Source organism: Pseudomonas sp. B414 (assembly GCF_055408445.1).
Map to the genome: position 1 here is coordinate 141970 of NZ_JBUZTQ010000009.1, position 13441 is coordinate 155410.

Genomic DNA, 13441 nt, shown 5'->3' on the forward strand with positions numbered 1-13441 from the left:
CCTAATTCACGCGGGTTTCTGCTTGCGCCACTGCGGCAAACCGATCAACACCACGGCACTGATGATGACCGCCATCGCCAGGCACTCTTCAACACCGATGCTCTCGCCGGCAAAGGCAATGCCCAGCATGACCGCCACGGCCGGGTTGACGTAGGCGTAGCTGGTGGCGGCGGCCGGGCGCACGTTTTTGAGCAGGTACATATAGGCGCTGAAGGCGATGATCGAGCCGAAGAACACCAGATACAGCAACGCGCCCCAGCCTGCGGCGGTCGGCATTTCGGTCATGCGCTCACCGCTGAGCAGGCTGGCGCCCAGCAACATGGCACCGGCGGTGAGCATTTCAGCCGCACTGGCCATAGGCCCGGCGGGCAGTGGCAAGTGGCGGCTCCAGACCGAACCAAAAGCCCAGGTGGCGGCGGCAAAAATCACCATTGCCGCGCCCATGGGGCTGGCTTGCAGGTTGGAGCCCAGGTTGAGCATGCCGATACCGACCAGCCCGAGGGCAATGCCCGCCCATTCCAGACGGGTGTTGCGGGCACCCCAGAAGTAACCGAAGAGCAAGGTGAACAACGGTACCGTGGCCACGGCCAGCGCGGCGACGCCGGAGGCCACACCGGAGTGCTCGGCCAGGGTCACACCGCCGTTACCGCAAGCGAGCAACAGAAAGCCGATCATGGCTGCCGAGCGCCATTGCACCGCGCTAGGGGCCGGCGCACCACGCCAGCGCATAAAGCCGTACATCAAGCTGCCTGCAATCAAGAACCGCACTCCGGCCATCATCAACGGTGGCCAGGACTCAATGCCGATGCGGATGGCCAGATAAGTCGAGCCCCAAATCACGTACAAGGCAAAGAAAGCACCGATCAGTTGTAACGGAAAACGACGTGCGGCAGGCATGAAGGCAGCTCAAGGGCAGAGGCAGGGGACTGGGGAGTTTAGACAAGGGCCGGGGGAAGGCATAAGTACAGAATGCACCAAAAGGGGCCGTACACTTTTCACTACTGACCGTATTGTCTTGTGGGAGCGGGCTTGCCCGCGATTCAGGCACTGCGGTGCATCAGGTACACCGCGGCGATTCCATCGCGAGCAAGCCCGTTCCCACAAAAAACCAGCCTGCATCAAGACCGCTGATGTTAAAACCCCCGATAGCGTTTCAAATGCTCATTAACCTTGGCCGCGGGAACCTTCTGCAAGGTGCGCAGCAGATCATGGTTCAGCTCTTTCAACCCATGCTTGTGCCGCAGTTGCTGCGCCAGATACGTCGTCAGGTTGGCCGCCATTTCCGCATCGGCCATGGCCCGGTGAGCCTGGCCGGTGTGGGGCAAGTCGGCAAAGGTGGTCAGGGTGCCCAGCTTGTGATTGGGCGCAGCCGGCATCAGGCGGCGCGCTAGCAGCAACGAACAGGCAAAGTTCTGCAAACGGGTGCGCTTGATCAGACCCATTTCAAAATCCCAGAACTTCTGGTCAAACGCCGCGTTGTGCGCCAGCAACGGGGTGATACCGACGAACTCATTCACTTCGTTCATCACCTGCTCGGCCGATGGCGCAGTGCGCAGCATGGCGTTGCTGATACCGGTCAACTGTTCAATAAACCCCGGCACCCGCACACCAGCGTTCATCAGGCTTTGGTAACGCTCGACGATGCGCCCGCGCTCAAGAATCACCACGGCAATTTCAGTAGCCCGGCAAGTGCTGCTCGGGGAGATGCCGGTGGTTTCAAAGTCAATTACCGCGATGCGTTCCAAACCTGGTCAATCCTGTAAAAAATAAGGGTTACTTAAGCAGCAAATTGCCTTCAATCGGCACGTAACGGCTGGCAGCACGAATCAATGAATTGGCCGTCAGGCCGGGTACGCCGTAGGCCACGGTTTCAACCCCGTGCTTGCTGGCAATACGCTCAAGCAGCAGGTCGAAGTCGCCATCACCGGAGGCCAGCACCACTTCGTCCACGTTGGCGGCAACATCCATGATGTCGATGGTGATGCCCACATCCCAGTCGCCCTTGGCCGAGCCATCGCTGCGCTGGATATAGGGTTTGAGTTTTACGATAAAACCGAGGTTGCGCAGGATCTGCTGAAACTGCTGCTGCTTGCTGTCACCCCGATCAATCGCATAGGCATAGGCCTCGACAATTTCACCGCGTTTGCTGATATCAGCCCACAGGGCAGCGTAATTGAAATGACAGCCATAGGCCTGGCGAACCGTGTAATAGAGGTTCTGCACATCCGCGAAGACCGCAATTTTTTTCACCGGCAAACCTCAATGGCGCCCGGGCTGCGGGCACGCGACTGAAAAACAAGACCGCAGTATGCCAGCCTGTCGAGGGTTTGCGCGGATAAACCGCCCGGCGTGCAGTAACACGCCGGGCGCAGGGATCAAACGTAGGAGTCGTCGTCGGAAAAGAAGCTGTCGTCATCCAGCCCCACGTCTTCAATCCCGCCACCGCTGTTGGCAAACGGCTGATTGCCCCATCCGCCGCTGGCGGTGCCTGGCTGCTCGATGATTTCTTCGACAATCTGCGGTTGCTGATTGTGATGGAACAGGCTGCTGATACCTTGCGCCAGCATCACGCCACCGGCCACACCCGCTGCAGTTTTCAGAGCACCACCCATAAAGCCGCTGCCCAACGCCGGGGCTGGCGCTGCGGACTGAGGGGGCGCAACAGGGGCAACTGCCGGGCCATCACGCCAGCCACCCGTGCTCGACGCGGGAGCCGGTGCACGATCACCACCGCCAAAAAGCCCCGACAGAAAGCTGCCGCCCGATGGCGCAGATGCGGGAGCTGCCTTGGCCTGTGTCAGATCTGCCTGCAGTTGCTTGTTCTGCTGGTCAAGTTGCTTGAGCGCTACCTCCTGCACCAGCAATGCTTGAGTCATGTAATACGTTGCCGCAGGCTGACGCGCCAAATGCTCATTAATGCGCGCCTGTGCCTGGGCATCGCGCGGGGCGGATCCTGCCTCGGCTTGCTGCAACCGTGTAAACAACCCGTCAATCAGGGTTTGCTCTTCGCTGTTCATGACAACCTCATTCGATTGCAGATAAAAACCTGCCCCTGGCATAACGCAGAAGCTCAATAAAAGTTATGGGGCACGCTACAAAAAGTTTCAATGGCAACTAGCCTTCATTAACTTTTGTTCATCCAGGTGATTCACGGTTAAAGTGGCGCACCGCTTTTGACTACTGACAACTGCCAATGAATCCGCTGACTGTTCTTCGCGACTCCCTGTATTTCTTCCAGCGCAATCTGAGCCAGATCGTGACGCTGTGCCTGCCGCTGGTCATTCTTGAAGCGGTGCTGCAACACATCGTCGACAACGCCGTGGGCCCTGATCCCTCACCCGGTTACGGCCTGGTGGTCGGCCTGCTGCTGTACCCGCTGTACACCGCAGCCCTGATCCTGTTTCTCGATGCCCGCAGCCGTGGCGAAAGCCCGCGCAACCGCGATCTGCTGGCATCGGCGGTCAATCTGTGGCCCAAATTCGCCCTGCTCTCGGCAATCAGCACCCTGCTGATAGTGCTGGGGCTGTCGATGTTTTTTGTGCCGGGGATTTTCCTGACCGTGGTGCTGGCCTTCTCCGAGTACCGGCTGGTATTGCGGGGTGAAGCACCACTGGCGGCCATGAAGTCGAGCTTCACCCTGAGCCGCGGGCATTTCTGGCGGATTTTCGTTTGCATACTGGCCGTACTGGGGCCGCTGATGTTGCTCAAGGAGTTCAGTTACTCACTGTTTGCCAAGGACGACAACACACTGCTGTCACTGGCACTCGACAGCGCCAACAGCTTCTTGCAGTTGTTTGTTTCCGTCGTTTTGTTCCGTTTATTTATGTTAATCAGCGAAAAATCAGACTAATAAAAACAGCATTTCCTACATAAAGAACCTTGGAGTGGCGCACTACCGTCGGGTATGTTCGCTCACTCCTTGTAACGTTATAAGTCGAGCCCATGTCACGTTTATTACGCCGCACCGTTACAGCTTTGCTGCTGATCCCAGCGCTGCTGGCATGCCTGATTTATAGCGTTACATGGCGGCCCGATGCTCGGGAGGTGCTGCCTCTGAGCTGCCCTGGCTCAGCCCCCGTCCTGGTCCCCGGCCAGGCACTCAAGGTCATGACGTGGAACATTCAGTACCTGGCCGGCAAGCGTTACGTATTCTGGTACAACCTGACTGACGGCAGCGGCCCCGATACCCGCCCCACCCGAGAGGACATGGCTTTCAGCCTTGATGAAGTGTCGCGGGTGATTCGTGACGAGCGCCCGGATCTGGTGCTGCTGCAGGAAGTCGATGACAACGCCAAGGCCAGCGATTACCAGAACCAACTGGCCCTGCTGCAAGAGCGCCTGATCGACCTTTACCCCTGCAGCACCCAGGCCTTTACCTGGAAGGCTGACTTTGTGCCCGACTGGCATATTTTCGGCAGCGTCGGGCGCTCACTGGTCACCCTTAGCCGGTTCCAGATCGAACACGCCGAACGCCTGCAATTGCCCGTGGCCGAGGCCAACTTTATCAGCCGCCAGTTCCAGCCCAAGCCTGCGCTGCTGGTCAACTACCTGCCACTCAATGACGGCGGGCAACTGGCGGCGATCAATACACAGCTGGATGCTCCCTCCGCGAACAACAGCAACCTGCGCCTGCAAATGCAGAGCGTCGCCGCGCTGGCCGACAAGCTCGAAAGCCAGGGCACACCGTGGTTGATCGGCGGGGATTTCAACCTGCTGCCCATCGGTCAGTACATGCGCCTGCCCGGCCCATTGCGTCAGGGCTACTCAGAAGACAGCGAGTTGCACCTGCTCTGGGAAAAGTACCCGATGATTCCCAGCAACCCTGAAGCCACCGGTATCGACCGCGAACTGTGGCTGACCCACTTCCCCAACAGCTCCGACGCTGACGAGCCCGACCGCACCCTCGACTACCTCTTCCATAGCCCCAAGCTGCAGCGCATTGAAGGCTATGTGCGCCAGGAAGACACCCTGACCATCTCCGACCACCTGCCAGTGCTGGGCCGGTTGTTGCTGCCTGCGGACTGACCTGCCCCTCCCGACTGGCCATGCCCGGCATTGCTACCTTTCCCGCACCAACCTTGGGCGCAGGGGCACATAACCGGGCACAAAGGTAACAAGTAACAACCTGCCCCACCTTCCCCTGCAACCCCTTGATTGCGCACACCCCTTGCCAGTCGTGGCTCTGCGCCCGCTCGCCAGACAATGGCACAGGCTTTGCTTTCATCTGAAAAGCATCTGATATATCAGACGCTTTTCAGGAGTAAACATGCCCGACCCTACTGATTTTTCCAGCCTTCGCGAAAGTGCGAACGCACCGACAAAAAGCGCAGCCCAACTGCGCGAGCTGGCCTATGCGCAAATCAAGCAGCGCATCATCAGCTGCGAATACCGCCCCGGCGATGCCATCAACGAAGCGCAACTGACCGCCGCATTGGGTATTGGCCGCACGCCGATCCATCAGGCACTGCACCGCCTGGAAGTTGAAGGCATGGTCACGATCATGCCGCGCAAGGGCGTGATGGTGACGGCCCTGTCGCTTAACGACGTACTCGACATGATCGAAGTGCGCGTCAGCAACGAACAGCTGTGCGTAAAGCTCGCCGTGGAGCGCGCGACCGACGCGGATATCCAGGCCATGCGCGACATTCTGGAGCAAACCCCCGCCTTGCTGGCCAAGCATGATGTAACCGGTTTGATGTCGCTGGATCTGCAATTTCACATGGCAATTTCCGCCGCCGCGCATAACCGCGTGCTGGCCGAGCTACTGCGCAACCTGCACGAAAAACAAGCACGCTTCTGGTTCCTGACCCTGTCGGAAAACCACCACAGCGAACGCATCTATCACGAACACCTGCAAATCCTTGAGGCGGTAGAACAGCGTGATGGCAGCGCTGCCATTGCGGCTATCCATCACCACATCGACGATTTCCGCCGCGCCATCATGCGCACGCTTTAGTCACTCACCACGAGAATTTCCCATGACTCAAATGACCTTCCAAGTAGTCGGCCAAGGCGAACACCAGGCCAGTATCAAGCACCTGATCATCGCGGGCTGGGCTGGGCGCAACTCCGAAGCGGTAGAGCACCATATTGCTGAACTGGAAGCCCTGGGCGTACGCCGCCCCACTCAAATCCCATGTTTTTACCGGGTATCCGCCAGCCTGCTGAACAACGCCGACAGCATTCAGGTGCCAGGCAAGGACTCATCCGGCGAGACCGAGTTCGTGCTGATCCCCAGCGAGCAAGGTTTGCTGATCGGCCTGGGCTCGGATCACACCGACCGCAAGGTGGAAAGCTATGACGTGACCGTGTCCAAGCAGATGTGCGACAAGCCCATCGCCCAACAGGTGTGGCGCTACTCGGAAGTTCAGGCGCACTGGGACCATCTGGTGATGCGCACCTGGCGCGTTCGCGACGGTGTGCGTGCCCTCTACCAGCAAGGCCCGGTAACCAACTTGCTGGCACCGGACACCCTGCTGGCCAAACTCAACAGCGACGGCTCGCTGCCTGCGGACACGGCGATGTTCTGCGGCACGCAATCGGTGATCGGCGAGCTGGGTTATGGCGAAGCCTTTGAAATGGAATTGTTTGACCCCGTCCTCAACCGCAGCCTGCGCCACCAGTACGGTGTCGAGCCGCTGCCTGTCGCCGAGTAAGCACCCATGAACACTATTGCCGAATTCGCCCAGGCCCTGGCCGCGGGCCGTACTACCAGCGAAGCTCTGGTCAAGCAGGCGCTGGGCCGTATTGAGGCACATCGCGCGGCGGCCGGGGTTGCCTATATCAGCGTTGATGCCGAGTGCGCCCTGCACGCTGCACGGGCCAGCGATCTGGCACGCGCCAGCGGCTATGTACCGTCGCCGCTGGCCGGATTACCGGTGTCGATCAAGGATTTGTTCGATGTAAAAGGCCAAGTGACTGCAGCAGGTTCGCGGATATTGGCCGATGCGCCGCCTGCCAGCTGCGATGCGCCAGTGGTCGCGCGGCTGCGGGCAGCCGGGGCAATATTGCTGGGCCGCACCAATATGAGCGAGTTCGCCTTTTCCGGCCTGGGCCTGAACCCCCATTACGGCACGCCGCTGACGCCCTGTGCGCCAGAGCGTATTGCTGGCGGCTCCAGCTCCGGCGCTGCTGTAAGTGTGGCGCTGGGCATGGCCGTCGCCGGGCTGGGCACCGACACCGGCGGTTCGCTGCGGATTCCCGCGGCATTCTGCAACCTCGTCGGCTTCAAACCCAGCGCCAGCCGCGTGCCCATGGCGGGCACCTTCCCCCTGGCCGAAAGCCTGGACTCAGTCGGCGCAATGACCCGCAGCGTCGCCGACTGCATCCTGCTCGATCAGGTTCTCAGCGGCGAGCAACTGGATACCCGCGCCGTGCCTTTAGCCGGGCTGCGCCTGGCCGTTACCCGGGATCTGGTCCTCGACCAGCTCGATGCCGATGTGGCAGCCGCCTTCGAGCGCACCCTGCAACTGCTCGCCAGTGCAGGCGCCTGCATACGCTGGTTCGACTTCCCGGAACTGCACGAGTTGCCGCGAATCAATGCCGCGGGCGGGCTGACCGCCGCCGAAGCCTGGCATGGCCATCGCCAGTGGCTTGAAAGCGATAACAGCCACAGCTATGACCCGCGCGTGGCCCAGCGCATCCGCCGCGGCGCGGCTATCAGTGCCGCCGACTACCTGGATATCCGTAACGAGCGCCAGCGCCTGATCAGCGTTGCCCGTGAGCGCCTGGGTGACGCCGATGCCTGGTTGCTGCCAAGCGTGGCAGTGGTCCCGCCAAAGCTGGCAGACCTGGCTGATGACGCAGCTTTTTTCGCCACCAATGGCCTGGTATTGCGCAACACCAGCGTGCTCAATTTTCTCGATGGCTGTGCCCTGAGCCTGCCTTGCCAGCGCGGCGACGAGTTGCCGGTCGGGTTGTCGATTGCGGGCCTGCACGGGCAAGACGACCGCGTACTGCAAGTGTCTGGCGCGATCGAGGCACTGTTGCGAGAAAACGCCTGATGCACCCCGGCTAAATCAAGGGCAGGCCCACCTGCCCTGCTTTGACTGACACAACAAAAAATACACGGCGCACCCTCGTGCGCCCCCGTTCGCCTGCCAATCGGCTTGCGCGCTGTTTTGCGCAACGAATTGACGAGACAACTCATGAACCAAACTAACGCAAGTTCGACCCTGGGACTGGCCCAGGCGCCAAGGGCTGACGAAGTGGCGATGGTCTATCGCAAGATCACCTGGCGCCTGCTGCCGTTTCTGGTATTTCTCTTCGTGCTGGCCTGGATTGACCGGGTCAACGTGGGCTTCGCCAAGCTTTCAATGTTGCAGGACCTGGGTTTCAGCGAAGCTGTCTACGGGCTGGGCGCGGGGATATTCTTTATCGGTTACTTCTTGTTTGAAGTACCCAGCAACCTGCTCCTGGAGAAAATCGGCGCCCGCCGTACCCTGGCGCGCATCACCATCATGTGGGGCCTTACGTCCATTGCCATGGCCTACGTTGAAAGTGCCTGGTCATTCTATGTGCTGCGGTTTCTGCTCGGGGCCTTTGAAGCGGGCTTCTTCCCGGGTGTGGTGCTGTACCTCACCTACTGGTTCCCGGCGGCGCAGCGGGCCAAGATCAACGGCATGTTTATGACATCCTTCGCCATTGCCGGCGTGGTCGGTGGCCCGCTGGCCGGGTTTATCATGAGCCGCATGGTCGGGGTCGGTAGCCTGGCCAACTGGCAATGGCTGTTTATCCTCGAAGGCATTCCCTCGGTGATCGCAGGTTTCCTGGTGTTGCGCTACCTGCCGGAAAAACCGGCCAATGCCAAATGGCTGACCCCTGCACAGCGCAAAATGGTCAGCGACACCATTGCCCTTGAAGACAAGATGCCGGGCAAACACAGCGACCTGCGCTCGCTGATCCGTTACCCCAAGCTATGGCTGTGTGCGCTGGTGTATTTCTGCATCGTCAGTGGCAACGCGACTATTGCCTTCTGGACCCCGTCGGTTATCCAGGCGCTGGGCGTCAAGGACACCATGAATATCGGTCTGCTCGCCGCGATCCCGTTCATCCTCGGCACTGCGGCGATGCTGTGGAACGGCTTTCACTCAGACAAAACCGCAGAGCGCCGCATCCATTGCGCCATGGCCACGGTAATCGCAGGCTTTGGGCTGATCTGTACCGGTCTGTTTATCGGCAATGCGGTGATGGCACTGATCGCCCTGACCATTGCAGCCATGGGCATCCTTGCTGCCTTTCCGGTGTTCTGGTCGATTCCCGGGGCTTTTTTGGCAGGCACCGCAGCAGCCGGGGGTATCGCCCTGATCAACTGCATCGGCAACCTCGCGGGCTTTGTTGCGCCCTATATGATCGGCTGGCTGAAAACCCTGACCGGCAGCCTGGCTGCGGGCCTGTATCTGGTCGCAGCGTTTGAATTGCTCGCTGGCGTACTGCTGCTGGTGTGCTTCAAAGGGATCAAGGTCAGCAAGTAATAATCACCGAGGCAGCATAGATGTGGGAGCGAGCCTGCTCGCGAAGGTCTCAGAGCGGCGCAGACCTTTTTCGCGAGCAGGCTCGCTCCCACATCCTTATCGCGGCGCCCGGATCGTGTCAGCAACTTCCTGCGCAAAACTTTGCAGCACTGATTGATTCTGGCCTATAGTTGTACGATGACGTATAACAATAATAAATCGGCGCTTATGCCCAGCGGAGCAATTGCATGACTGATTCAAAACGATTCGACAATTACATCGGCGGCGATTGGGTCGCGGCCTCTGCCTACAGTAAAAATATCAACCCTTCGGACCTGTCCGATGTGATCGGTGAGTATGCCCAGGCCGATGTCGCCCAGGTCCAGACTGCCATTGATGCGGCGCGAGCGGCATTCCCGGCCTGGTCGACCTCTGGCATCCAGGCGCGCAGCGATGCACTGGACAAGGTCGGCAGCGAAATCCTCGCGCGCAAGGAAGAACTGGGCACCCTGCTGGCCCGCGAAGAAGGCAAGACCCTGCCCGAAGCCATCGGTGAAGTAAGCCGCGCCGGTAATATCTTCAAGTTTTTTGCCGGTGAATGCCTGCGCCTGTCGGGTGATTACCTGCCATCGGTGCGCCCTGGCGTGCATGTGGAAGTCACTCGGGAAGCCCTGGGCGTGGTCGGTTTGATCACCCCGTGGAACTTCCCCATTGCCATCCCGGCCTGGAAGATTGCCCCGGCCCTGGCCTATGGCAACTGCGTAGTCTTCAAGCCTGCCGATCTGGTGCCGGGTTGCGCCTGGGCACTGGCCGAGATCATTGCTCGCGCAGGCTTCCCGGCGGGTGTGTTCAACCTGGTGATGGGCAGCGGCCGCGTGGTCGGCGACGCCATCGTCAACAGCCCGAAAGTGGACGGCGTAAGTTTTACCGGCTCGGTGGGCGTTGGTCGCCAGATCGCCATCAGCTGCGTGTCACGCCAGGCCAAGGTCCAGCTGGAAATGGGCGGCAAGAACCCGCAGGTGATTCTCGACGATGCCGACCTCAAGCAAGCGGTCGAGCTGGCAGTACAGAGCGCGTTCTACTCCACCGGCCAGCGCTGCACCGCCTCAAGCCGCCTGATTGTCACCGCGGGTATTCACGACAAGTTCGTTGAAGCGATGGCCGAGCGCATGCGCTCGATCAAGGTAGGCCATGCCTTGCAGGCCGGGATTGATATCGGCCCGGTGGTATCCCGTGCGCAGCTTGATCAGGACCTGAGCTATATCGACATTGCCCGCAACGAAGGCGCGCGACTGGTCGCCGGTGGCAGCCTGGTGACCTGTGATACCGAGGGTTACTTCCTGGCTCCTGCCTTGTTTTCCGACAGCACGGCCGATATGCGCATCAGCCGCGAAGAAGTCTTCGGCCCGGTGGCCAATATCATCAAGGTTGCAGACTACGAGGCGGCGTTGGCGATGGCCAATGACACCGAATTCGGATTGTCGGCGGGGATTGCCACCACCTCGCTCAAGTATGCCAACCACTTCAAGCGTCACTCCCAGGCCGGGATGGTGATGGTCAACCTGCCGACGGCGGGCGTGGACTACCACGTGCCCTTTGGCGGACGTAAGGGCTCGTCCTACGGCTCCCGTGAGCAGGGCCGCTATGCGCAGGAGTTCTACACGGTGGTGAAGACCAGCTATATCGGGTCTTGATATCGACTGACCGCGTTGATGCCATCGCGAGCAAGCCCGCTCCCACAGGAGCGGCGCAAGTCTTGTGGGAGCGGGCTTGCTCGCGATGCAGACGCCGCGGCCGCTCAAGAAACCGGCTTTACATGCCTACACCTTGCGTGGCTTGATCCGCGCCGTGGCTTCGGCCACCAGCGGGTCGTCGGGCCAGTAATGCTTGGGGTAGCGCCCCTTCAAGTCTTTCTTCACTTCGGCATAAGTGCTGCGCCAGAAGTTGGCCAGGTCCTGGGTTACCTGCACCGGGCGCCTTGCCGGCGACAGCAGGTGCAGTTTGACCACTTGCCGCCCGCCGGCTATGCGCGGCGTATCCGCCAGGCCGAACAGCTCTTGCAGACGCACCGCCAGAATCGGCGGGTACTCACTGTAGTCCAGGCGTACCGAAGAACCCGACGGCACTTTGATATGGTGGGGCGCCAGCTCATCAAGACGCTGGGGCAGCGGCCATTTAAGCAAGTTATGCACAATGCTCGACAAATCGAGGTTGGCAAAATGGCTCAACCGCGAGACACGCCCCAGGTACGGCGCCAGCCAGTCCTCAAGCCCGGCCACTAATGCCGTATCACTGACATCCGGCCATTCGCTCTGGCCCTGGGCCTGTATCTCCAGCTCACGCAGCAACGCCACCCGCGCCTGCCATTGGCGCAGCTCAGGCGTCCACGGCAACAGTTCCAAGCCCTTGCGCCGCACCAGATTGACCAGCGCCTGGGTGCGCGCCGCTTCGTCCAATCCGGTCAAAGGTTCACGGCTGAGTACCAGTTCGCCAACCTTGCGCTGGCGCTCTGCCCGCAACACGCCTTCACGCTCGTCCCAATCCAGCTGATCGACCACGTTGACTTGCTCGCTCAACACGCCATCGAGCAAAGCGGGGTCAAACTCGGCGGCCAGGTAGATACGCTCTTCGCGCTGGCCCTGGCGGCTGCCCAGATCGGCGATCACCAGCCAGGGCTGCTTCATCAGGCCATCCACCTCGCTGAACAACGCCGCCCGGCCATTGGCCAGGCGGTATTCCGCGCCGCCGGGTTTGCGTTGCTGAGCAACACGATCGGGGTAGGCCAGTGCCAGCAAGGCGCCCAGCCAGCGTGGGTGATCGGGGTCAGCAACTGGTTGCGTGGGCTTGCCGCGCAAGTTACTGCGATATTGCCGGGCCAGTTGCTTGGCGCGCTGCACACCGCCCTGGCCGCCCCGAGCGGCGCGGCTTTCTCCCGATAGCAGGGCCAAACGGCTATGCACGTCCGCGCCAGCGCCACGCAAGATGTCACGTTCCCCGAGGAGCGCCGCCACATCACAGGCCATATCGGCCAAGCCCAGATCTTGCCCGCGAATCAGCAGATGGGCGATACGCGGGTGCGCCGGCAGTTCGGCCATGGCTTCACCGTGGGGGGTGAGTTTTTCACCGCGCAAGGCACCCAGCCGCTCCAGCAATTGCCGGGCCTGTGCATAACTTGCTGAAGGCGGCACATCTAGCCAGATCAGTTGCTCGGGGGTCACGCCCCAACGCGCCAGTTGCAGCGCCAGCCCGGCCAGATCGGCCTGGAGGATTTCCGCACTGCCATACGCGGCCAACTGCGCGTGCTGGTCTTCGGACCACAGGCGATAACACACACCAGGCTCCAGGCGCCCGGCGCGGCCGGCACGCTGGGTAGCACTGGCGCGGGAGATGCGCTGGGTATCCAGCCGGGTCATGCCGCTGCCGGGGTCGAACCGCGGCACCCGCGCCAGCCCGGCATCAATCACTACCCGCACGCCGTCGATGGTCAGGCTGGTTTCGGCAATGTTGGTGGCCAGCACCACTTTACGCAGCCCCTTGGGCGCAGGCTCGATGGCGGCACGCTGGGCCGCCAGGTCCAGTTCACCATGCAAGGGGCAGAGCAAAATATCGCTGCGCGAACCCAGCGCATCTGCCAGTTGCTGGTTGACCCGGCGGATCTCTGCCTGCCCGGGCAAGAACACCAGCAGGCTGCCGCTTTCATCGTTGATGGCATCAAGGACGGTCTGCACCACCCTTGGCTCGATAAACTCACCGGGCACAAACGGCCGGCCCCAGCGCATCGCCACTGGGTACATGCGCCCTTCACTGCGCAGGATCGGCGCATCGTCAAGGATGCTGGCCAACCGCTCGCCTTCAAGGGTGGCGGACATCAGCAGGATTTTCAGCGGCTGCTCGTCACGAAACAGCTCACGGCCGCTCAGGCTCAAGGCCAACGCCAGATCGGCATCCAGACTACGCTCTGCAAGTTTGCTGATTTGACACATTGTCAA

11 protein-coding genes and 1 pseudogene are annotated in these 13441 nt (G+C 60.9%); 7 read left to right on the forward strand and 5 right to left on the reverse strand.

Going from position 1 to position 13441, the window contains the following annotated elements; all coding sequences use genetic code 11:
- Window positions 1-6: 6 nt before the first annotated feature.
- The 4 genes from yedA to ACZRMH_RS10710 form a co-directional block, all read right to left on the reverse strand.
- Window positions 7-897, reverse strand: coding sequence for a drug/metabolite exporter YedA (yedA, locus tag ACZRMH_RS10695; protein WP_464013415.1), 891 nt, complete (start codon window positions 895-897; stop codon window positions 7-9).
- A 236-nt stretch (window positions 898-1133) separates the two neighbouring features.
- Entirely contained in the window at window positions 1134-1745 is a 612-nt protein-coding gene (locus ACZRMH_RS10700; RefSeq protein WP_464013416.1) for a 3'-5' exonuclease, read from the reverse strand.
- A 28-nt stretch (window positions 1746-1773) separates the two neighbouring features.
- Window positions 1774-2250 carry an NYN domain-containing protein gene (locus ACZRMH_RS10705; RefSeq protein ID WP_464013417.1) on the reverse strand — a complete coding sequence of 159 codons (477 nt, stop codon included), beginning with the start codon at window positions 2248-2250 and terminating at the stop codon, window positions 1774-1776.
- A gap of 125 nt (window positions 2251-2375) precedes the next feature.
- Window positions 2376-3017: a DUF2076 domain-containing protein gene (locus tag ACZRMH_RS10710; RefSeq protein WP_464013418.1), complete on the reverse strand. Its 642-nt coding sequence runs from the start codon at window positions 3015-3017 to the stop codon at window positions 2376-2378.
- Window positions 3018-3193: 176 nt separating this feature from the next.
- Here ACZRMH_RS10710 and ACZRMH_RS10715 point away from each other — a divergent pair, with 176 nt between their 5' ends.
- From ACZRMH_RS10715 to ACZRMH_RS10745, 7 genes are all read left to right on the forward strand, one after another.
- A complete protein-coding gene (locus ACZRMH_RS10715) occupies window positions 3194-3850 on the forward strand; it encodes a YciC family protein (RefSeq protein ID WP_464013419.1) in 657 nt (218 codons plus the stop codon).
- A gap of 92 nt (window positions 3851-3942) precedes the next feature.
- Window positions 3943-5025 (forward strand): endonuclease/exonuclease/phosphatase family protein, encoded by a 1083-nt coding sequence (locus tag ACZRMH_RS10720; RefSeq protein ID WP_464013420.1) that lies wholly within the window; start codon window positions 3943-3945, stop codon window positions 5023-5025.
- A gap of 241 nt (window positions 5026-5266) precedes the next feature.
- Entirely contained in the window at window positions 5267-5956 is a 690-nt protein-coding gene (locus ACZRMH_RS10725) for a GntR family transcriptional regulator (RefSeq protein ID WP_464013421.1), read from the forward strand.
- 22 nt (window positions 5957-5978) lie between these two features.
- A complete protein-coding gene (locus ACZRMH_RS10730) occupies window positions 5979-6656 on the forward strand; it encodes a DUF2848 domain-containing protein (RefSeq protein WP_464013422.1) in 678 nt (225 codons plus the stop codon).
- Window positions 6657-6662: 6 nt separating this feature from the next.
- Window positions 6663-8003, forward strand: coding sequence for an amidase (locus ACZRMH_RS10735; protein ID WP_464013423.1), 1341 nt, complete (start codon window positions 6663-6665; stop codon window positions 8001-8003).
- 144 nt (window positions 8004-8147) lie between these two features.
- Window positions 8148-9473: an MFS transporter gene (locus tag ACZRMH_RS10740; protein WP_464013424.1), complete on the forward strand. Its 1326-nt coding sequence runs from the start codon at window positions 8148-8150 to the stop codon at window positions 9471-9473.
- 227 nt (window positions 9474-9700) lie between these two features.
- Window positions 9701-11146, forward strand: a complete 1446-nt coding sequence (locus ACZRMH_RS10745) for an aldehyde dehydrogenase family protein (protein WP_464013425.1) — start codon at window positions 9701-9703, stop codon at window positions 11144-11146.
- 126 nt (window positions 11147-11272) lie between these two features.
- On the opposite strand, the pseudogene hrpB reads toward ACZRMH_RS10745, so the two are convergent.
- Window positions 11273-13411 (reverse strand): annotated as a pseudogene (gene hrpB / locus ACZRMH_RS10750) (ATP-dependent helicase HrpB); the annotation flags it as partial.
- Between the last annotated feature and the right edge of the window lie 30 nt (window positions 13412-13441).

What these genes read in the sequence shown, in the direction of transcription:
- ACZRMH_RS10725 (WP_464013421.1), top strand. Translation starts at nt 5,267, where the DNA reads ATGCCCGACCCTACTGATTTTTCCAGCCTTCGCGAAAGTGCGAACGCA.
- ACZRMH_RS10740 (WP_464013424.1), top strand. Translation starts at nt 8,148, where the DNA reads ATGAACCAAACTAACGCAAGTTCGACCCTGGGACTGGCCCAGGCGCCA.
- ACZRMH_RS10715 (WP_464013419.1), top strand. Translation starts at nt 3,194, where the DNA reads ATGAATCCGCTGACTGTTCTTCGCGACTCCCTGTATTTCTTCCAGCGC.
- ACZRMH_RS10720 (WP_464013420.1), top strand. Translation starts at nt 3,943, where the DNA reads ATGTCACGTTTATTACGCCGCACCGTTACAGCTTTGCTGCTGATCCCA.
- ACZRMH_RS10730 (WP_464013422.1), top strand. Translation starts at nt 5,979, where the DNA reads ATGACTCAAATGACCTTCCAAGTAGTCGGCCAAGGCGAACACCAGGCC.
- ACZRMH_RS10735 (WP_464013423.1), top strand. Translation starts at nt 6,663, where the DNA reads ATGAACACTATTGCCGAATTCGCCCAGGCCCTGGCCGCGGGCCGTACT.
- ACZRMH_RS10745 (WP_464013425.1), top strand. Translation starts at nt 9,701, where the DNA reads ATGACTGATTCAAAACGATTCGACAATTACATCGGCGGCGATTGGGTC.
- ACZRMH_RS10710 (WP_464013418.1), bottom strand. Translation starts at nt 3,017, where the DNA reads ATGAACAGCGAAGAGCAAACCCTGATTGACGGGTTGTTTACACGGTTG.
- yedA (WP_464013415.1), bottom strand. Translation starts at nt 897, where the DNA reads ATGCCTGCCGCACGTCGTTTTCCGTTACAACTGATCGGTGCTTTCTTT.